At 69.6% G+C, this 18,956-nt stretch carries 16 protein-coding genes; 14 read left to right on the top strand and 2 right to left on the bottom strand.

The features are described 5' to 3' along the window. Window positions 1-8: 8 nt before the first annotated feature. Genes bluB through C4F17_RS06835 form a run of 10 tightly spaced genes read left to right on the top strand, consistent with a single transcriptional unit; the run spans window position 9 to window position 9,743 of the window. Window positions 9-698 (top strand): 5,6-dimethylbenzimidazole synthase, encoded by a 690-nt coding sequence (gene bluB, locus C4F17_RS06880; RefSeq protein WP_106937467.1) that lies wholly within the window; start codon window positions 9-11, stop codon window positions 696-698. Then, entirely contained in the window at window positions 698-1,171 is a 474-nt protein-coding gene (locus C4F17_RS06875) for a MotA/TolQ/ExbB proton channel family protein (protein ID WP_106934724.1), read from the top strand. The genes bluB and C4F17_RS06875 overlap by 1 nt, the downstream gene beginning before the upstream one ends. Then, a complete protein-coding gene (locus tag C4F17_RS06870) occupies window positions 1,168-1,521 on the top strand; it encodes a DUF2149 domain-containing protein (protein ID WP_081266948.1) in 354 nt (117 codons plus the stop codon). The genes C4F17_RS06875 and C4F17_RS06870 overlap by 4 nt, the downstream gene beginning before the upstream one ends. Then, window positions 1,518-5,537 carry a cobaltochelatase subunit CobN gene (gene cobN, locus C4F17_RS06865; protein WP_106934723.1) on the top strand — a complete coding sequence of 1,340 codons (4,020 nt, stop codon included), beginning with the start codon at window positions 1,518-1,520 and terminating at the stop codon, window positions 5,535-5,537. The genes C4F17_RS06870 and cobN overlap by 4 nt, the downstream gene beginning before the upstream one ends. Before the next feature lie 9 nt (window positions 5,538-5,546). Next, window positions 5,547-6,527: an adenosylcobinamide-phosphate synthase CbiB gene (gene cbiB / locus C4F17_RS06860; RefSeq protein WP_106934722.1), complete on the top strand. Its 981-nt coding sequence runs from the start codon at window positions 5,547-5,549 to the stop codon at window positions 6,525-6,527. A 7-nt stretch (window positions 6,528-6,534) separates the two neighbouring features. Next, window positions 6,535-7,551 carry an aminotransferase class I/II-fold pyridoxal phosphate-dependent enzyme gene (locus C4F17_RS06855; protein ID WP_106934721.1) on the top strand — a complete coding sequence of 339 codons (1,017 nt, stop codon included), beginning with the start codon at window positions 6,535-6,537 and terminating at the stop codon, window positions 7,549-7,551. Between the two features lie 20 nt (window positions 7,552-7,571). After that, window positions 7,572-7,925: a CidA/LrgA family protein gene (locus tag C4F17_RS06850; RefSeq protein ID WP_106934720.1), complete on the top strand. Its 354-nt coding sequence runs from the start codon at window positions 7,572-7,574 to the stop codon at window positions 7,923-7,925. Further along, window positions 7,922-8,650 carry an LrgB family protein gene (locus C4F17_RS06845; RefSeq protein WP_106934719.1) on the top strand — a complete coding sequence of 243 codons (729 nt, stop codon included), beginning with the start codon at window positions 7,922-7,924 and terminating at the stop codon, window positions 8,648-8,650. The genes C4F17_RS06850 and C4F17_RS06845 overlap by 4 nt, the downstream gene beginning before the upstream one ends. A 47-nt stretch (window positions 8,651-8,697) precedes the next feature. After that, on the top strand, window positions 8,698-9,249 hold the full coding sequence (locus tag C4F17_RS06840; protein WP_081271220.1) for a GNAT family N-acetyltransferase: 552 nt from the start codon (window positions 8,698-8,700) through the stop codon (window positions 9,247-9,249). A 29-nt stretch (window positions 9,250-9,278) separates the two neighbouring features. Beyond that, entirely contained in the window at window positions 9,279-9,743 is a 465-nt protein-coding gene (locus tag C4F17_RS06835) for an OsmC family protein (protein ID WP_106934718.1), read from the top strand. 14 nt (window positions 9,744-9,757) lie between these two features. Here the strand turns inward: C4F17_RS06835 and C4F17_RS06830 are convergent, their stop codons facing one another. Together C4F17_RS06830 and C4F17_RS06825 are read right to left on the bottom strand one after the other, a co-directional pair. Continuing rightward, a complete protein-coding gene (locus tag C4F17_RS06830; RefSeq protein ID WP_106937466.1) occupies window positions 9,758-10,513 on the bottom strand; it encodes a flagellar brake protein in 756 nt (251 codons plus the stop codon). Window positions 10,514-10,712: 199 nt separating this feature from the next. Then, window positions 10,713-11,627, bottom strand: a complete 915-nt coding sequence (locus tag C4F17_RS06825; protein ID WP_081271222.1) for a LysR family transcriptional regulator — start codon at window positions 11,625-11,627, stop codon at window positions 10,713-10,715. A 181-nt stretch (window positions 11,628-11,808) separates the two neighbouring features. Between C4F17_RS06825 and C4F17_RS06820 the strand changes: the two genes are divergently transcribed. From C4F17_RS06820 to C4F17_RS06805, 4 genes are all read left to right on the top strand, one after another. Continuing rightward, window positions 11,809-12,705, top strand: coding sequence for an alpha/beta hydrolase (locus C4F17_RS06820; protein WP_081271223.1), 897 nt, complete (start codon window positions 11,809-11,811; stop codon window positions 12,703-12,705). A 148-nt stretch (window positions 12,706-12,853) separates the two neighbouring features. Beyond that, the gene (locus C4F17_RS06815; RefSeq protein ID WP_081271224.1) at window positions 12,854-14,104 is read left to right on the top strand and encodes an efflux RND transporter periplasmic adaptor subunit; all 1,251 of its coding nucleotides are present in this window, start codon (window positions 12,854-12,856) and stop codon (window positions 14,102-14,104) included. Between the two features lie 40 nt (window positions 14,105-14,144). Beyond that, window positions 14,145-17,423 (top strand): efflux RND transporter permease subunit, encoded by a 3,279-nt coding sequence (locus tag C4F17_RS06810; RefSeq protein ID WP_106934717.1) that lies wholly within the window; start codon window positions 14,145-14,147, stop codon window positions 17,421-17,423. A gap of 15 nt (window positions 17,424-17,438) precedes the next feature. Continuing rightward, a complete protein-coding gene (locus tag C4F17_RS06805; protein WP_199851922.1) occupies window positions 17,439-18,935 on the top strand; it encodes an efflux transporter outer membrane subunit in 1,497 nt (498 codons plus the stop codon). Window positions 18,936-18,956 lie beyond the last annotated feature (21 nt).

The following is an 18,956-nucleotide window of genomic DNA, read 5'->3' as shown; positions in this document are numbered from 1 at the left end:
AGAGCAACGTGACCACCCCGACTTTCACTAAGGAAGAAGCCCGGGCGGTCTACCGCGCCATTCACGAACGCCGTGACATGCGTCATTTCGCAGGCGGGGAAGTGGCGCCTGAGGTGTTGCGCAGGCTGCTCGACGCGGCACACCACGCGCCCAGCGTCGGCTTCATGCAGCCCTGGCGCTTCATTCGCATTCGCGGCCAGGCGCTGCGTCAGCAGTTGCACCGCGTCGTCGAACAGGAACGCGTGCTCACGGCCCGCGCGCTCGGCGAGCGCGAAGACGAGTTCATGCGGCTCAAGGTGCAGGGCCTGCTCGACGCCGCCGAACTGCTCGTGGTGACCCTGGCGGACGGGCGCGAGAAGCACGTGTTCGGCCGCCGCACGCTGCCGCAGATGGACCTGGCCTCGGCCTCATGCGCCATCCAGAACCTCTGGCTCGCGGCGCGCGCCGAAGGGCTGGGCATGGGCTGGGTGTCGCTGTTCGATCCGGCCGAGGTGTCGGTGCTGCTCGGCCTGCCCGAAGGTGCCGAGCCCATCGCCTTGCTGTGCCTGGGGCCCGTGCACCAGTTCTACGAAGAGCCGATGCTGCAGCGCGAACGCTGGGCGACGCGCGAACCGCTCGCGTCGCTGGTGTTCGATGAAAGCTGGGGCCGTGCTTCGGACCTGTTCGACAACCCTTCTTCTCCCACGGAGCCGACCTGATGCTGGCCTTCGACACCGTTCTCTTCGAGCTTGCGCGCCTGTTCCTCTGGCCGGTGACGCTGGGCGTGCTGCTGTCTTTCGTCTATGCGGTGTATTGCCTCGGTGCCTTCGGCATCGAGTATGTGCAGCGCCGCCGCGATCCTTTGCGAGCGCTGGTGCTGCAACGCCACGCCGCCGCGAGCCAGGAGCAGATGGAGCTGGTCGTGCTCAAGCAACTCGAAGGCGTGCGGCTGTGCAGCCGCGTGGCGCCGATGCTGGGGCTGATCGCCACCATGATCCCGATGGGCCCGGCGCTGGTGGCCGTGGCTTCCGGTGAATCGCAGGGCGTGGCGCAGAGCCTGGCGCCGGCTTTCGCCAGCGTGATCGTGGCGCTGGCTTCGGCCTCCATTACTTTCGTGGTCTACACCGTGCGCCGTAGATGGCTCATGCGCGAACTGGTGACGATGCTGGACGCGCGGGACCGTCTCTCATGAGCCGGCGGCAGTTCTCCATCCTGAGCAGCCTGGACAGCGACGACGACGATCCGGTGCTCTCGACCATCAACCTGATCGACGTGTTCATGGTGGTGATCGGCATGCTGATGATCGCGGTCATCAACAACCCGATGAACCCGTTCGCGCAGGACAAGGTGACGATCATCCGCAACGAGGGCAAGCCCGACATGGAGATCATCACGCGCGAGGGCCAGAAGCTCACGCGCTTCAAGGCCAGCGGCGCGACGGGGCAGGGCGACGGCGAGAAGGCCGGCACGGCCTGGCGGCTGAAGGACGGCACCATGGTCTACGTGCCGGCGGACGCGGTGCCTGCGCAAGGCGGGAAGTGACGCGGGTTCTCTTCTGGCTGTTCGGGGCCCTGGCGACGCTGGGCCTTCTGGCGTCGGCCCATGCACAGCCGGCGGGCGGGCGCGTGGTGGTGCTGGGCACCTCGCTGGTGTCGCCGGCGCGGGTGGTCCGGCTGGAGGCGGCGGCGCGCGAGGCGGGGCTGCCGCTGCAGGTGGTGTCGGCTTCAAAGGATTCGCCCGAGACGCTGGCGGCCGCGCTCGAAGGTGCGCGGCTGCTCGTCATCGATGCGCCGCACATCAGCGTGGCGCAGGCTGCCGCCGCCCGCTTCGGTGACGTGATTTCGCGCGGCGCCGTGCCCTATGTGCTGGTCGGCGAGTTCGCGCTCGTCGCCAAGGGGCAGGCCTCCGCCCCCGCGCCGCTGGCGGCGGAACGCGGCGTCGATGCCGCCTGGGCGCAGCGGCTGCGCGAGTACTGGCGCTTTTCCGGAGCGGCCAACCTTGCCGCGTCGATGCAGGCGCTGGCCAGGCCCGGCGATTCGGCGGGGCTTCCGGCGCCGGTGCCGCTGCCGCTCGCCGGCCTCTATCACCCCGGCTGGCCGCGCATCGAAACCGACATTGCTGCGCTAGACCGTCTGCCCGGCGATCCCGCAAGCGGCACCGTCGCCGTGGCCATCAACAGCGCCACTGTCACCGGCGACGACACCGGCTGGCTCGACGCGCTCATCGCTGCGCTGGAGCAGCGCGGCCTGCGCGCCTATGCGTTCTACGGCCCGCGCCAGCAGAAGGACCTGTTCGTTGGCATGACGCATGCCGGCGACCGGCGCGTGGCCGACCTGATCGTGAATGCCTCGCTGGTGTTCAGCCCCAACGAGCGCAAGGCCGAGCTCGAACGCATCGGCGTGCCCGTGCTGCAGACGCTGCCCTCGCTGGCGATGGACGCAACGCAATGGGCCCAGAGCAAGGACGGTCTCGCGCAGGCCGACATCGCCTCTTACTACAGCCCCAGCGAGCTGGCCGGCATGACCGACCCGATGTTGGTGAGCGCGCGCGACGCCGCATCGGGCACGCTGCAGCCGCTGCCCGTGCAGATCGACGCCGTGGCGGCCAAGGCCGCCGCGCTGCTGCGGCTGCAGCGCACGCCGGCGTCGCAGCGGCGCGTGGCGATGCTGGTCTACAACTACCCGCCGGGCGAGGCCAATTTCGGCGCGTCGTTCCTCAACGTGCCGCGCAGCGTGAGCAACATGCTCGCGGCGATGAAGTCCGCCGGCTACAGCACCGAGCTGCCGGGCGCCGACGCGCTGATCGCGCAGGTGCAGGCGACCATGAAGGCCTACTACCCCACAGGGCAGGACGACGCCCTGCAGCCGCTGCTGGAGCGGGGACTGGCCGACGCGATGCCGCTGTCGCGCTACCTCGCGTGGTTCCGCGCGCTGCCCGCCGAGACGCAGCGGCGCATCGAGGCCTACTGGGGGCCGCCGGAAAAATCGACCATGCTGCGCCCCGTTGCGGGCGAGCCGGCGTTCGTGATTCCGCGCGTGCGCTTCGGCAATGTCGTGGTGCTGCGCCAGCCGCCGCGCTTCGAGCCCGGCACGCAGGTCGTGGACAAGGCCCGGCAGGTCTGTCACCGCTCGGCCGTGCCGCTGAGCCACGGCTACCTGGCCACCTACCTGTGGCTGCGCACGCAGTTCGGCGCGAGCGCGGTGGTGCATGTGGGCACGCACGGCACGCTCGAATGGTCGGCGGGCAAGGAGCGCGGGCTGTCGGTGCAGGACGATCCGCTGCTCGCGCTGGGCGACCTGCCGAACGTGTACCCGTACATCATGGACAACCTCGGCGAGGCCACCACCGCCAAGCGGCGCGGCCGCGCGACGATGGTGAGCCATTCGACGCCGATGTTCGCGCCCGCCGGTTTCCGCCCCGGCGTGCAGGCCATGCACGAGCGCATGCACGACTGGGAGACCCTGTCGCCCGGGCCGGTGAAGACGGCCATGGAAAGGCAGCTGACGGCCGAGTTCGCCGAGCAGCACTACGACCGCGACCTGCAATGGACGCCCGCGCGCATCCGCGCCGACTTCGCGGGCTTCATCGCGGTGCTGCATCCGTACCTCGACGAACTCGCGCAGACCGCGCAGCCGCTGGGCCTGGCCACCTTCGGCCAGGCGCCCGATGCCGAACGCCGCCGCATGACGATCCTGCAGATCCTCGGCAAGCCGCTGGTGGAAGCGCTGGGCGAGGACATCGACGAGGCTTTTCTCATCGATGCGAAGAACGTGGCCGGCTCGCGGCCTGCGCGCTGGGTCGAACTCGCGCTGAGCGACCCCGCAGCCGCGAGCGCCATGGGCAAGTCGCCGGCCGACGTGCAGAAGCTGGGCGAACTGGCCGGGCGCGCCGGCAAGCTCGACGCAGTGCTCGCGCACAACGAGGAAATCGAAGGCCTGCTGACCGCACTGGACGGCCGCTACCTCAAGTCCAGCTACGGCGGCGACCCGGTGCGCAACCCTGACAGCCTGCCAACCGGCCGCAACCTCTACGGCTTCGACCCGAGCCGCGTGCCCACGCGCGCGGCATGGGAAACGGGCGTGGCCGCCATGGACGCCTGGATCGCCGAGCATGCGAAGAGCCACGGCGGCAAGACGCCCGGCAAGATCGCGTTCACGCTTTGGGCCGGCGAGGCTTCGCGCCATCAGGGCGTGCTCGAAAGCCAGGCCTTCTACGCGATGGGCGTGAAGCCGCGCTGGGACGACGCGGGCCGCATGAGCGGCATCGAAGTGATTCCGGCGCAGGTGCTGGGGCGTGCGCGCATGGACGTGCTGGTCAGCGTGACCGGCTCCTACCGCGACCAGTTCCCGAACGTGATGCGCTGGCTCGACGAGGCGGTACGGCAGGTAGCTGCCTTGCCCGAACCCGGCAACGCGGTGGCGAAGCACAGCGATGCGCTGGCCGCGAGGCTGCGCGCGCAAGGCGCTACGCCGGAGGAGGCGAGGCGGTGGTCGACCGCGCGCGTGTTCTCGAACGAGCAGGGCAGCTACGGCGCCGGGCTCGAAGAGGCCGCGCTCGCGAGCGATGCGTGGAAGCGCCAGCAGCGCGGCGGCGGCGACGCGCAGATGGCGCAGCTCTACATGGACCGCATGGGCCACGCCTACGGCAAGGGCCTCGACGGGGCTGCGCGGCCCGGCGCCTATGCGGGCAACCTGGCGCAAGTGGACGCGGCGCTGATGGCGCGCAGCTCCAATCTCTATGGCGTGCTCACCAACGACGATCCCTTCCAGTACCTCGGCGGCATCGCGCAGGCGGTGCGGCAGCTCACCGGCAAGGACCCGGCGCTGTACGTGCAGAACCTGCGCGACGGCACGGCGGTGCGCACCGACACCGCCGCCGGTGCCATCGCCCGCGAGATGCAGACGCGCTACCTGCATCCGCAGTGGATCGCCGCGCAGAAGGCCGAGGGCTACAGCGGCACGCTGCAGGTGCTGAAGACGGCGCAGTTCCTCTGGGGCTGGCAGGTCACCGCGCCCGACGCCGTGCGGCAGGACCAGTGGCAGTCGCTGCACGACGTGTACGTGCGCGACAGATACAGGCTGGGCACGCGCGAATGGCTCGAGGGCGACAACCGCGCTGCGTTCGCGCAGACGCTGGAGCGCATGCTCGATGCGGTGCGGCTGAACTACTGGAAGCCGGACGCAGCCACGCGCCGGGAACTTGTGCGTGCGTATGCCGAGGCGGCGCGGGCCACCGGCCTGCGCGAGCGGAACGACGGCGTGCAGCGGTTCGTGCGGCAGCAGCTTGCCGCGCCGGCAGCGCCCGTCGCGCAGGCCGCGCCGGTCGTGCCGGTGGTCGCGGCCCCGCCGGTGCCTGCACCCGCCAAGGTCGCTGCGGCCGAGCCCGTGGCCGACGGCGCGCAACCCGTGAGCGGCCTCAGGCTCGAACCCACGCCCGATACGCCCCCGGCGCCCAAGGCCGAATCCGTCGTCCTGCGCCTGTGGGTCGTGTTCGGCGCCGCATTGCTGGTCGCGCTCGGCGCGTTGGCGCAGTGGCGGCGCGGCAGGGCGGCCGCCTGATTCGCGAGAATGGCGGCTCCCATGCCTGCTGACGATTCGCTCCTGTCTTATTCCCTCGCCCTCGTCGGCGCGCTGTGGATCGCGCTGGCCATCGACCGCTGGCTCGGCGAGCCGCGCGCCTACCTGCATCCGGTGGTGTGGATGGGCAACTACCTCGGCTGGATCGGATCGAGCGTCGCGCCGCTGCATCCCCGGGCGAAGCCGGTCGACCTGCCGGCCTTCCTCATCGGCGCGCTGACCTGGTGCATCGGCGCGATGGCCGTCTGGGGCGTGGCCTCCGCCTTGCAGGGCGCGATCGTGCAGTGGTTGCCCGCATGGGCGGTGGCCGTGCTGCTGGGCCTGCTGTTCAAGCCGCTGTTCGCATGGCGCATGCTGCGCGACGAGGTGCTGGCCGTCGAGGACGCTCTGGCCGTGTCGCTCGACGCGGGCCGCGCGCAACTAGCGCGGCTGGTGAGCCGCGACGTGGCCGGGCTCGGCGAGCGCGAGGTGCGTGAAAGCGCCATCGAGTCGCTCGCCGAGAACCTCAACGACTCGCTGGTGGCCCCGTTGTTCTGGTTCTTGCTGTTCGGCCTGCCGGGCGCCGCGGTCTACCGTTTCGCCAACGCGGCGGATGCGATGTGGGGCTACCGCGGCGAACGCGGCGGGCGCGACTGGACATGGTTCGGCAAATGGGCCGCGCGCGCGGACGATGTGCTCTCCTGGGTGCCCGCGCGCATCACGGCATTGCTGCTCGCACTGGCCGCATGGCGCTGGCCGGCCGGGTTGCCTGAAGAGGCTCGGCGCACGCCGTCGCCCAACAGCGGCTGGCCGATGGCGGCCATGGCCTTGCTGCTCGGCGTGCGGCTGGCCAAGCCCGGCGTGTATGCGCTCAATGCCGAAGGGCGAGCGGTCGCCGCGGCCGACACCCGGCGTGCCGCGCAACTGGGCGCAAGGGCGGTCGTGGCTTGGGCGGTGTGTGCTTCGGCGGTCATCTTCGCGGTGATGGGGTGACGCGCGAATGACGCACGGCCTCATCCACGGCGGCCCCGACGCATCGGGCGCCGCGCCGCACGACTTCTCGACCAACGGCAACGCGGTGGGTGCGTGCCCGGCCGTTCTGGCCGCGCTGCGCGACGCCGACGCCGCGCATTACCCGGACCCGCGCTACACCGCCTTGCGCGACCGGCTCGCGGGCTTTCACGGCGTGGCGCCGGAGCGCATCGTGATCGCGGCCAGCGCGAGCGAATTCATCCACCGCATCAGCGCCGCCGTCGCGCAGGGCGGCGCCCGCACGGCCTGGCTGCCGGCCCACAGCTACGGCGACTACGAGCGCGCCGCGCGCGCCTGGGGCCTGCAGGTGCTGCGCGCGCCGGCGCCGTTCGATGCCGCCGGCTTGCGCTGGTGCTGCGAACCGTCGAGCCCGCTCGGGCAGCCGCAGGCCGATCTGGTGGCGCATGCGCAGGGCGAGGGCGGGCCTTGCGTGCTCGACATGGCCTACGAGCCGTTGCGCCTCGAAGGCCGTCCTTCGCTGGGCGCGGCGCAACGCGACCGCGTCTGGCAGATGTGGACGCCGAACAAGGCCATGGGCCTCACCGGCATCCGCGCCGCCTATGCCATCGCGCCCCTCGACGCCGTCGGCTCTCCGTTGATGGAGCGCCTCGAACTGCTGGCGCCCTCGTGGCCTCTGGGCACGCATGGCGTGGCGCTGCTGGAGGCATGGACCGGCAATGAAGCCCAGTGCTGGCTCGAACAAAGCCTGGACACCCTTCGCGAATGGAAAGCGCGGCAGCGCGCCGTGTGCGAGTCCCTCGGCTGGGAGTGCCTGCCCGGCGACGCGAACTTCTTCTGCGCGCGCACCGACGAGCCGTATCCCCGTGTCGCCACGGCACTGCGCGCGCAGGGCATCAAGCTGCGCGACTGCGCTTCGTTCGGCCTGCCGGGCCACGTGCGGCTGGGCGTGCTGCCGCCCGCGAGCCAGCAAGCCCTGAAGCAGGGGTGGACAAGCGCCGCACGCTCCCCCGAACATCCGTGCTGAGCCGACAACCGAAAAGAACCATGCTCTACGCCATCACCACGCTCTTTCTTTGCCAACTCGCCGGCGAACTGCTCGTGCAGTGGCTCAACCTGCCGATCCCGGGGCCGCTGATCGGCATGGTGCTGCTGTTCGTCGGCCTGCTGGTGCGCGGCCGCGTGCCGCAGTCGCTGGGCGACACATCGGGCCATCTGCTGCGCAACCTGATGCTGCTGTTCATCCCCGCGGTGGCTGGCGTCATGCTGCACTTCGAGCGGGTGGGGCGCGAGTGGCTGCCGTTCCTCGCGGCCGGCATCGTGGGCGCGGCCTTCACCATGACGGTCACCGCGCTCACCTTCCGCTGGATGATCCGCATCACCGGCAAGGATTCGGAATGAGCGCGCCTGCCAGGCTGTCCGAAATCTGGGTCTTCCTCGCGCAGTCGCCGCTGCTGTGGCTGTCGCTGACGCTGCTGGCGTACCTGGGCGCGCTGTGGCTGCACACGCGCAGCGGGCGCAATCCGGTGGTCAACCCGGTGCTGATATCGGTGATCGTGATCGTCTCCGTGCTGCTGCTCACCCGCACGCCCTACGACACGTATTTCGAGGGCGCGAAGTTCGTGCACTTCCTCATCGGCCCGGCCACCGTGGCGCTGGCGGTGCCGCTCTACGGGCAGGTCGGCCGGCTGCGCAGGCTGTGGCTTCCCATCGGGGTGGCGCTGCTGGTGGGCTCGGTCGCTGCCATTGTTTCGGCCATCGGCATTGCATGGGCGTTGGGCGGTTCGCACGAGCTGATGATGTCGCTGGCGCCCAAGTCGGCCACCATGCCCATCGCGATGGGCGTGGCCGAGAAGATCGGCGGCCTGCCGTCGCTGGCCGCCGTGGCTGCTGCCATTGCGGGCATCTCCGGCGCCATCATGGCCACCGGGCTCCTGAACCTGCTGCGCATCCGCGAGCCCGCGGTGCGCGGCTTCGCGGTCGGCATGGCGGCGCACGGCATCGGCACGGCGCGGGCCATCCAGGTGAACGAGACGGCGGGCGCCTTTTCCGCGCTGGCCATGGGGCTCAACGGCATCGCGACGGCGTTGCTGGTGCCGCTGATCGTCAGGCTGATGGGGGCCTGAGGCGCGTGCCGCGGTACTGGCCCAGATCCATCACCGAGCCGCGGCCGATGGAGCTCGTCTGGCCCGCGAAACCGTACCTGGCCAGCTATGTGTCGGCCCTGAACCGGGGCTGGGCGCGCGACGAGTCGCGGCCCGAATCGGGCGCCGAGGAGCGCGCGGCCATCGAGGCCGATGCCGCGTTGTTCCTCGAGAACCTGGTGGACCGCGAGGCCAAGGGCCCGCCGGTCACGCTACCCGACGGCTCGCGGGTGCCGCGCCTGCCGGGCTACAAGCTCTGGATGTGGGACGGCGAGTTCTGCGGCAGCATCGACCTGCGCTGGCAGCCCGGCACCATTGCCTTGCCGGTCTACTGCCTGGGCCACATCGGCTACAGCGTGGTGCCGTGGAAGCAGCGCAGGGGCTACGCGACGCGCGCGCTGGGCGCCATGCTCACGCTGGCCGCCGGCGAGGGACTGAGCCGCGTCGAGATCACGACCAGCCCCGACAACTTCGCGTCGCAGAAGGTGATCCTGGCCAACGGCGGCGTGCAGGCCGAGACCTTCCTCACCCTGCCAAGCCAGGGCAGCCTGACCAAGTTCCGCTACTTCATCCATCTCTGACAACCGCCGACAGGCAAGGAGCGCCACCCATGGCCCACTACACAGCCGAAGTCCTCTGGCAGCGAGGCGAGCAGGATTTCCTGGGCAACACCTACAGCCGGCGGCACACGCTGCGCTTCGACGGCGGGGCGGAGGTGCCGGCGTCGTCGTCGCCGCACGTGGTGCCGCTGCCCATGTCCGACGCCTCGGCCGTCGACCCGGAGGAAATGTTCGTCGCCTCGCTGTCGAACTGCCACATGCTGTGGTTCCTCACGATGGCGGTGAAGCGCAAGTTCGTGGTCGACCGCTATTTCGACGCGGCCGTCGGCACGATGGAAAAGAACGCCGAGGGAAAGATGGCCATGACGGTGGTCACGCTGCGGCCCGAGGTGCATTTCTCGGGCGAGCACCTGCCCACGCGCGAGCAGATCGACCAGATGCACCATCGCGCGCATGAAGAGTGCTTCATCGCGAATTCGGTCCGCACCGAGGTGCGCTGCGAGCCGGTGTACTGACCGGCCGACCGGCTTCAGCCCACCAGCGAACGGCTCTTCATCTCGAGCCGGGTGATCAGCCGCTGCAGCGCGGTTTCGGCGCCGGCCGGCAGTGCCACGAATCGGAATCCCAGCTGGTAGCGGATCGTGCCGTTCTCCAGCGTGGTGTCGCGTCGCGACACCAGCTGGATGTCGAGCGTGAGCTGGCCCAGCGTGCCGAGCGACAGTTCGCAGTCGAGCAGGCGCGTGCCCACCGGCAGTTCGGCCACGCGCTCGTCCTTGGTGCGCAGGCCGACGCCGCCGATCGACAGGTCCTGCACCTCGAAGCTGAACGGATCGCCCTTGGGCGGCAGGCGGCCCGAGCAGGTGTACGAATCGAGGATGGGCGCGTCGACGCGGAAGTATTCGCGGCGCTGCATGTAGACCAGCACTTCGGGAAAGTCGGCCTCGAATGCGGGCATGCCTTCGTAGCGGACCTCGCGCGGCGTGCCGATGGAGAACTCGATGCGCACGCCTTCCGGCTGCGCCTGGAACAGGCAGCGCCGCGCCGCCAGCAGGCCCCGGTTCTGCTCGGGCTGCGAGCCCCAGTCGAAGGTGAAGACACGCCTGCGCAGATCGACGTCCAGCAGCTGCGTCACGAGCTGGCCGCCCGCGTACTGGACGGTGAGGTTGTTGCTGCGATTGACGAGATTGCGCAGCTGAACGCCGATTTCCGCCGGCGTGCGGCGTCCGAAATTGCCTGTGCTTTCGTCGGGCGCGTCGGCCTGGCCGTTCGACTGGTCTGTATCCATGAGCTTGCCGGTGTGTATGTTCTTGCGGGCGCGTACCAAGGCTCCTGCCGGGGCTGCTGCGCGGCCCCCAGTGGGCCCGCGGCACGTGCCTCCAACCGGAAATCGCGACGCTTTCCGGAATCGGCCCTCAGTTAATAGCGGCATCGGACGGCCAAGTTTTAGGGCCCGGCGCGAATTATCTTCTGCAAATGTGGCGCAATCAGCGCCGCTGCAGCCTCGGATTCTTCGCGAACAGCTCCGCGGCCCAGTCCACGAAGGCCCGCACCTTCGCGCTCAGGTGCCGGTTGGGCGGGTAGACCACGTGGATGGGCAGCGGGTCGCGGCTCCAGTCGGGCAGCACCTCGACCAGTTCGCCGCTTTCCAGCAGCGGCTCGGCCATGAAGGTGATGCACTGCGAAATGCCGAAGCCCCCCAGCACCGCCGTGATGTGCGCGTTGCTTTCGTTCACCGACACCCGGTAGGGCCCGTTCAGCTCGATCTGCTCGTCGCCCTTCTTGAACTCGTGCGGGTACACCCGCCGCGTGGTGCCCGAGAAATAGCTCACCACGTGGTGCCGCTTCTCGATGTCGTTCGGATGCTGCGGCATGCCGTAGCGCTTGATGTACGCCGGTGACGCCACGGTGACGAAGTGCAGCGTGCCGATGCGCCGCGCCACCAGCGACTGGTCGCTGAGTTCGCCCGCGCGGATCACGCAGTCGACGTTGTCGCTGATCAGGTCGACCGTGCGGTCGCTCACGCCCAGGTCGACCTGGATGTCGGGGTAGCGGTCGCAGAAGCTGGCCAGCGCGGGCAGGATGATGAGCCGCGCCACCGAGGTGCCGATGTCGATGCGCAGCCGCCCCGTGGGGTTGGCCTGCGCATTCGTCATGCTGGCTTCCATGTCGTCGAAGTCGTTCAGCAGGCGCGCGGCCCGCTCGAAGTACGCCGCGCCGTCGGGCGTGACCGTCACGCGGCGCGTGGTGCGGTTGAGCAGCTTGACCCGCAGGCGCGATTCCAGCGCCTGGATCTGCTTGGTGACGGTGCCTTTGGGCAGCGCGAGCGAGTCGGCGGCCCGGGTGAAAGTGCCCGCCTCCACGACGCGGACAAAGATCCGCATGGCCTGGATTTGATCCATTGAATGCCTGTTCTGGGATACCCGGCCCACACCGGGGGGAGCGGATTCTCACATATGCGGGCATTCCCCATGGCGCCCGGGATTGTTGTCGGTTTGGAAACAGAGTGGGGCCATGTTTCCTGTTTAAGGCCCCATGTAGCGCCTTATATTTCAACCATCGCCCATTCCCCCGAGGTCGCCCATGTCACCCGTTCCATCGTCCAGTTCAGCCGAAGCCGCAGCGCGCGCCGCGGCACAAGGCGTGGAAGCCGATCTGTCGATCGAACTGCCCGGCCGTGAGCCGGTCGGCGCGCGGGTGTATGGCCAGCGCGCCAAGGGCGACGTGGTGCCGCTGGTGCTGCATTTCCACGGCGGCACCTTCGTGTGCGGCGGCCTGGACAACGGCCGCAACGTGGCCCGGCTGCTGGCCGGCGCCGGGGCGGTGGTGGTTTCGCTGGCCTACCCGCTGGCACCCCAGTCGCCGTTCCCGGAGCCGATCGAGGTGGGCTATGCCGCCCTCGAATGGCTCTACAAGCAGCGCACCAAGCTGGGCGGCAAGGGCGCGCAGGTCTACCTGGCCGGCGAGGAAGCCGGTGGCAACCTGGCCGCGGCCGTGGCGCTGATCGCCCGCGATCGGGCGCATCCGCCGGTGGCGGGGCAGATCCTGCTGTCGCCCATGCTGGACCCGTGCGCCGGCACCGCCTCGCTGCGCAAGGCCACCAACGACGCGGCCGAATGCCGCTGGGCCAGCGGCTGGGAAAAGTACCTGAGCTGCCCCTCGAACGCCACGCACCCCTATGCCGTGCCCAGCGGCTCGCTGCGGCTGTCGGCCCTGGCGCCCGCGCTGGTGCTGGTGGGGCAGGACGACGCCATGCGCGACGAGGCGCTGACCTTCGCGGGCCGCCTGCGCGCCGCCGGCATCGAGGTCACGAGCAGCGTGCTGCCCAGCGCCACCGACTGGCCGAAGGCGCTGTACGACACCGAGAACACGGCTTGCGTGGCCTGCGAGGCCACGGTGCAGCAGCACTTCCGTGATTTCTTCAGCGCCACCACGCCAAAGGCCGCGCCCAAGGGTACGGCGCCCAACCACCCCAGTTAGTAGCCGGCCGACCCCGTCCGCCTGATCGACACGCTGCCAGCGCGGCAGCGTGCGAGGGCCTCTTTTTTTCCGAAATCCGCCTCCTGGTGCCGAAAAGCGCCGGGCTGGCCTGTTGCATCCCAAAAGTCATCGAGAAGGACGAACCATCATGTCGAACAACGAGAAAAAGCTGTCTTCCGCAACCCGCAAGGGCCTGTGGCCCGCCGTGACCGGCCTGACCGCACTGCTGGCAGTGGCTGCCGCGGTGGTGGGCATGTACAGCTTCAAGGCCGAAGCCAACAACGCCCCGGCCGCGCCGCAGGCCACGCCGGTGTCGGTGGCGACAGTGGCTTCGAGCGAGATCAACGCCTGGGACGAGTTCTCGGGCCGCCTCGAAGCTGTCGAGCGCGTCGATGTGCGCTCCCGCGTCGCGGGCGCCGTGCAGTCGGTGCACTTCCGCGAAGGCGCGCTGGTGAAGCAGGGCGACCTGCTGGTGACCATCGACCCCGCGCCGTACGCGGCCGAGGTCGAGCGCGCCGAGGCGCAGGTGGCCTCCGCCCAGGCCCGCCAGTCGTTCAGCCGCAGCGAGCAGGAGCGCGCCAGGCGCCTGTGGGACGACAAGGCCATCGCCCAGCGTGAATTCGACGAGCGCGTGAACGCCGGCCGCGAAGCCGACGCCAACCTGCGCGCGGCGCAAGCCTCGCTGCAGTCGGCGCGCCTGAACCTGGGCTACACCCAGGTGCGCGCGCCGGTGTCGGGCCGCATCGGCCGCATCGAAGTGACGGTGGGCAACCTGGTGGCCGCCGGTCCGGGCGCCCCGGTGCTGACCACGCTGGTGTCGGTGAGCCCGATCTACGCGAGCTTCGACGCCGACGAGCAGGTCATCACCCGTGCCCTGAAGGAACTGCCCACCGGCTCCAGCGCCCGCGGCCAGATCGAGAGCATTCCCGTGCAGATGGGCACCGCCGGCCTCGATGGCACGCCCTTCACCGGCAAGCTTCAGCTGATCGACAACCAGGTCGACGCCAAGAGCGGCACGGTGCGCGTGCGTGCCTCGTTCGACAACAAGGACGGCGCGCTCATCCCAGGCCAGTTCGCCCGCATCCGCATGGGCCAGGCGCGCAGCGACAGCGCGCTGCTGGTGAGCGAGCGCGCCATCGGCACCGACCAGAACAAGAAGTTCGTGATGGTCGTGGGCGACGACAGCAAGGCCGCCTACCGCGAAGTGACGCTGGGCGCCTCCATCAACGGCCTGCGCGTGGTGAGCAAGGGCCTGAAGGCGGGTGACCGCGTCATCGTCAACGGCCTGCAGCACATCCGCCCGGGCGCGCTGGTGGCGCCGCAGCAAGTGACGATGGACGCCAAGGCCGACCCCAAGCAACAACAACCGGAACGCGTGGCCGAGGCCGCGAAGTCCTGATTTAGGAGGAGGGCGCTCCCGCGCCCGCCGGAGAACCAACATGAATCTCTCAAAATTCTTCATCGACCGGCCGATCTTTGCCGGCGTGCTGTCGCTATTGATGCTGATAGCCGGCCTGATCGCGCTGCGCGGGCTGCCGATATCGGAGTACCCGGAAGTCGCGCCGCCCTCGGTGGTGGTGCGCGCCCAGTACCCCGGCGCCAACCCGAAGGTGATCGCCGAGACCGTCGCCACCCCGCTCGAAGAGCAGATCAACGGCGTCGAAGGCATGCTCTACATGGGCAGCCAGGCGACCACCGACGGCGTGCTGACGCTCACCGTCACCTTCCGCCTGGGCACCGACCCCGACAAGGCGCAGCAACTGGTGCAGAACCGCGTCTCGCAAGCCGAGCCGCGCCTGCCCGAGGAAGTGCGCCGGCTCGGCATCACGACCGTCAAGAGCGCGCCCGACCTGACGATGGTGGTCCACCTCGTCTCGCCCAACAACCGCTACGACATCAACTACCTGCGCAACTACGCGGTGCTGAACGTGAAGGACCCGCTGGCGCGCATCGAAGGCGTGGGCCAGGTGCAGATCTTCGGCGGCGGCGACTACTCCATGCGCGTGTGGCTCGACCCGCAGAAGGTCGCGCAGCGCGGCCTCTCGGCCAGCGACGTGGTGGCCGCCATCCGCGGCCAGAACGTGCAGGCCGCGGCCGGCGTGGTCGGCGCTTCGCCGGGCCTGTCGGGCGTGGACATGCAGCTCTCCATCAATGCGCAAGGGCGCCTGCAGAGCGAGGAAGAGTTCGGCGACATCATCGTCAAGAGCGGCACCGACGGCGCCGTGACCCGCCTGCGCGACATCGGCCGCCTGGAAATGGGCGCCGCCGACTACTCGCTGCGTTCGCTGCTGAACAACGACCCGGCCGTCGGCATGGGCGTGTTCCAGGCGCCGGGCTCCAATGCGCTCGACATCTCGGCCAACGTCCGCAAGACGATGGAAGAGCTCAACAAGAACATGCCCGAGGGCCTGGAATACCGCATCGCCTACGACCCGACGCAGTTCGTGCGCGCATCGATCGAATCGGTGATCCACACGCTGCTCGAAGCCATCATGCTGGTGGTGCTGGTCGTGATCCTGTTCCTGCAGACCTGGCGCGCTTCCATCATTCCGCTGCTGGCCGTGCCGGTGTCGGTGATCGGTACCTTCGCGGTGCTGCACGTGCTGGGTTTCTCGATCAACGCGCTGAGCCTGTTCGGGCTGGTGCTGGCCATCGGCATCGTGGTGGACGACGCCATCGTGGTGGTGGAGAACGTCGAACGCAACATCGAGGCCGGGCTCACGCCGCGTGAAGCCACATACCGCGCGATGCGCGAAGTGTCGGGTCCCATCATCGCCATCGCGCTGGTGCTGGTGGCCGTGTTCGTGCCGCTGGCTTTCATCAGCGGCCTCACGGGCCAGTTCTATCGCCAGTTCGCGGTGACGATCGCGATCTCGACGGTGATCTCGGCGATCAACTCGCTCACGCTGTCGCCCGCGCTCGCCGCCTTGCTGCTGCGCGGCCACGACCAGCCCAAGGACGCGCTGACGCGCGGCATGGACCGTGCCTTCGGCTGGCTGTTCCGCGGCTTCAACAGGCTTTTCCATCGCGGCTCCGAGGCCTACAGCGGCGGCGTGAAGAACGTCATCTCGCGCAAGGCGCTGATGCTGGCGATCTACGTCGCGCTCATCGCCGTGACCTTCGGCCTCTTCAAGGCCGTGCCCGGCGGCTTCGTGCCGGCGCAGGACAAGCAATACCTGATCGGTTTTGCCCAGCTGCCCGACGGCGCCACGCTGGACCGCACCGACGAAGTGATCCAGCGCATGGGCGAGATCATGAAGAAGAACCCGAACGTGGAAGACGCCATCGCCTTCCCGGGCCTGTCGATCAACGGCTTCACCAACAGCTCGAACTCGGGCATCGTGTTCGCCACGCTCAAGCCCTTCGACCAGCGCAAGCGCCCCGACCAGAGCGGCGGCGCGGTGGCCGGCCAGCTCAACGGTGCCTTCGCCGGCATCCAGGACGCCTTCATCGTGATGTTCCCGCCGCCGCCGGTGGCGGGCCTGGGCACCACGGGCGGCTTCAAGCTGCAGCTGGAAGACCGCGCCTCGGTGGGCTACGACCAGATGGACGCCGCGGTGAAGGCCTTCATGGCCAAGGCACAGCAGGCGCCCGAGCTGGCCGGCATGTTCACGAGCTGGCAGGTCAACGTGCCGCAGCTGTACGCGGACATCGACCGCACCAAGGCCCGCCAGCTCGGCGTGCCGGTGACGGACATCTTCGACACCATGCAGATCTACCTCGGCAGCCTGTATGCGAACGACTTCAACAAGTTCGGCCGCACGTACAGCGTGCGGGTGCAGGCCGATGCGCCTTACCGCGCCCGTGCCGAAGACGTGGGGCTGCTGAAGGTGCGCTCGACATCGGGCGAAATGGTGCCGCTGTCGGCCCTGATGAAGGTCAACTCGACCTTCGGGCCGGAACGCGCCATGCGCTACAACGGCTACCTGGCCGCCGACATCAACGGCGGCCCGGCACCGGGCTACTCGTCGGGCCAGGCGCAGGACGCGATCACCAAGATCGCGGCCGAGACGCTGCCCAAGGGCGTGAGCTTCGAGTGGACCGAGCTGACCTACCAGGAAATCCTGGCCGGCAACTCCGCCTTCCTGGTGTTCCCGCTGGCCATCCTGCTGGTGTTCCTGGTGCTGGCCGCGCAGTACGAAAGCCTGACGCTGCCGATCGCGATCATCCTGATCGTGCCCATGGGCATCCTGGCCGCGATGACGGGCGTGTGGATATCGGGGGGTGACAACAACGTCTTCACGCAGATCGGGCTGATCGTGCTGGTGGGGCTGAGTGCGAAGAACGCGATTCTCATCGTGGAGTTCGCGCGGGAGCTGGAGTTTGCCGGCCGCACACCGGTGCAGGCCGCCATCGAAGCCAGCCGCCTGCGCCTGCGCCCGATTCTCATGACCTCGCTGGCCTTCGTGATGGGCGTGCTGCCCCTCGTGCTGTCGACCGGCGCGGGCTCGGAGATGCGCAAGGCCATGGGCGTGGCGGTGTTCGCCGGGATGATCGGCGTGACGGCCTTCGGCCTGTTCCTGACGCCGGTGTTCTACGTGCTGCTGCGCCGCCTGGCGGGCAACCGGCCGCTCAAGCTGCACGGCCAGGTGCCGCATGGCGAAGACTTCGTGTCGGCCGAGCATCCGGCCGCGCCGGCCCCTTCGTCGCACGGTGGTTCGGGTGGCGGCGGGCTGCACCCCGTGCCTGCGTCGCCGCGTCCTTCGCATGACGACTGATCAAGAAAGTTCATCATGAATATCCAAGCAAAGACTTTGGCGAGGCCCCTTCGCGCCGCCGTGCTGCCGCTGCTGGCCGCCCTGGCGCTGGCCGGCTGCGCCACCGTGCCTTCGGGCCTGCCCGAAATCACGACCACGGCCCAGTTCAAGGAACAGGGCAAGGACCAGGGCGCCACGCCGCCCGCCGGCTTCACGCGTGCCGTGCCTTCCGAGGCACAGTCGCGCGGCGCCTGGTGGCTGGTGTTCAACGATCCGACGCTCAATGCGCTGGTCGAGAAGGCGGACATCCACAACAACGACATCCAGGCCGCCGCCGCGCGGCTGGCCGAGGCCCGCGCGCTGGCGCGCACCGCCGACGCCGACCGCCTGCCGCAGATCGGCCTGGGCGCTGGCGCCAACCGCGGCGCGGGGCTGGACAAGGCCACGGCCAGCACCCGGCCGGCCACGATGACCAACATCGGCGCCACGTTCTCGTACGAGCTCGACCTGTTCGGCCGCCTCTCGGGCGCCAGCAACGCGGCCCGGCTCGACGCCGCGGGCCGCGAGGCGCTGCTGCAGAGCACCCGGCTCGCGATACAGGCGCAGACCGCTCAGACCTACCTGCAACTGCGCGCGCTCGATGCCGAACGCGCCCTGGTGCGCGAGCAGGTCGAGGCCTACCGCGACACGCTGCGCCTGTCGCAGCGTCGCGAGCAGGCCGGCGACATCGCCGAGCTCGACGTGGCGCGGGTGCAGACCGAGGTGTCGTCCACCGAGTCCGACGCGCTCGCGCTCGACCGGCAGCGTGCACAGGTCGAGCATGCGCTGGCGGTGCTGGTGGGCGATTCGGCCTCCAGCTTCGGCCTGCGCACCGACGAGTGGTCGACGGTGCTGCCGAACATTCCGCCGGGCGTGCCCTCCACCGTGCTGATGCGCCGGCCCGACGTGTCGGCCGCCCAGAGCGCCGTGCTGGCCGCGCAGGCCCGCGTGGGCGTGGCGCAGACCGCGTGGTTCCCCGACATCTCGCTGACCGGCGCCGCCGGCTACGCATCGCCAGAGATCGGCGACCTGTTCAAGTGGTCGGCCCGCTCGTGGGGCGTGGGCGCGCTGCTGTCGCTGCCCATCTTCGACGGCGGCCGCCGCGAGGCCGGCGTGCAGGGCGCCAACGCCCAGCTCGACGGCGCGCTGGCCAGCTACCGCACGCAGGCGCTGGTGGCGTTCCAGGAGGTCGAAGACCAGCTGGCGGCCATCCGCATCCTGCAGGAGCAGTCGGTGGTGCAGGCGCAGGCCGTGACCTCGGCCCAGCGCGCCACGAGTCTTTCGGACACGCGCTATCGCAACGGCTACATCAGCCAGCTCGACCTGCTGGACGCGCGCCGCAGCGAGCTGCGCAACCGCCGTCAGGCACTGCAGGTGAAGTCGGCGCAGTACCAGGCGGCCGTGGGGCTGATCCGCGCGATCGGCGGGAGCTGGGACGTGCCGGCGCCGGTGGCGTCAGCGTCGGCCACCGGACAGGCCGTGGCCGCGCGCTGAGCGGCCGGGAAACGACAGAAG

Source organism: Variovorax sp. PMC12, assembly GCF_003019815.1.
Lineage (GTDB): Bacteria > Pseudomonadota > Gammaproteobacteria > Burkholderiales > Burkholderiaceae_C > Variovorax.
This window is presented reverse-complemented; position numbering and strand designations above follow the sequence as displayed.

What these genes read in the sequence shown, in the direction of transcription:
- C4F17_RS06850 (WP_106934720.1), top strand. Translation starts at nt 7,572, where the DNA reads ATGCTCTACGCCATCACCACGCTCTTTCTTTGCCAACTCGCCGGCGAA.
- C4F17_RS06835 (WP_106934718.1), top strand. Translation starts at nt 9,279, where the DNA reads ATGGCCCACTACACAGCCGAAGTCCTCTGGCAGCGAGGCGAGCAGGAT.
- C4F17_RS06825 (WP_081271222.1), bottom strand. Translation starts at nt 11,627, where the DNA reads ATGGATCAAATCCAGGCCATGCGGATCTTTGTCCGCGTCGTGGAGGCG.
- C4F17_RS06805 (WP_199851922.1), top strand. Translation starts at nt 17,439, where the DNA reads ATGAATATCCAAGCAAAGACTTTGGCGAGGCCCCTTCGCGCCGCCGTG.
- C4F17_RS06815 (WP_081271224.1), top strand. Translation starts at nt 12,854, where the DNA reads ATGTCGAACAACGAGAAAAAGCTGTCTTCCGCAACCCGCAAGGGCCTG.
- C4F17_RS06855 (WP_106934721.1), top strand. Translation starts at nt 6,535, where the DNA reads ATGACGCACGGCCTCATCCACGGCGGCCCCGACGCATCGGGCGCCGCG.
- C4F17_RS06840 (WP_081271220.1), top strand. Translation starts at nt 8,698, where the DNA reads ATGGAGCTCGTCTGGCCCGCGAAACCGTACCTGGCCAGCTATGTGTCG.
- C4F17_RS06830 (WP_106937466.1), bottom strand. Translation starts at nt 10,513, where the DNA reads ATGGATACAGACCAGTCGAACGGCCAGGCCGACGCGCCCGACGAAAGC.
- C4F17_RS06875 (WP_106934724.1), top strand. Translation starts at nt 698, where the DNA reads ATGCTGGCCTTCGACACCGTTCTCTTCGAGCTTGCGCGCCTGTTCCTC.
- C4F17_RS06820 (WP_081271223.1), top strand. Translation starts at nt 11,809, where the DNA reads ATGTCACCCGTTCCATCGTCCAGTTCAGCCGAAGCCGCAGCGCGCGCC.
- C4F17_RS06870 (WP_081266948.1), top strand. Translation starts at nt 1,168, where the DNA reads ATGAGCCGGCGGCAGTTCTCCATCCTGAGCAGCCTGGACAGCGACGAC.
- cbiB (WP_106934722.1), top strand. Translation starts at nt 5,547, where the DNA reads ATGGCGGCTCCCATGCCTGCTGACGATTCGCTCCTGTCTTATTCCCTC.
- C4F17_RS06845 (WP_106934719.1), top strand. Translation starts at nt 7,922, where the DNA reads ATGAGCGCGCCTGCCAGGCTGTCCGAAATCTGGGTCTTCCTCGCGCAG.
- C4F17_RS06810 (WP_106934717.1), top strand. Translation starts at nt 14,145, where the DNA reads ATGAATCTCTCAAAATTCTTCATCGACCGGCCGATCTTTGCCGGCGTG.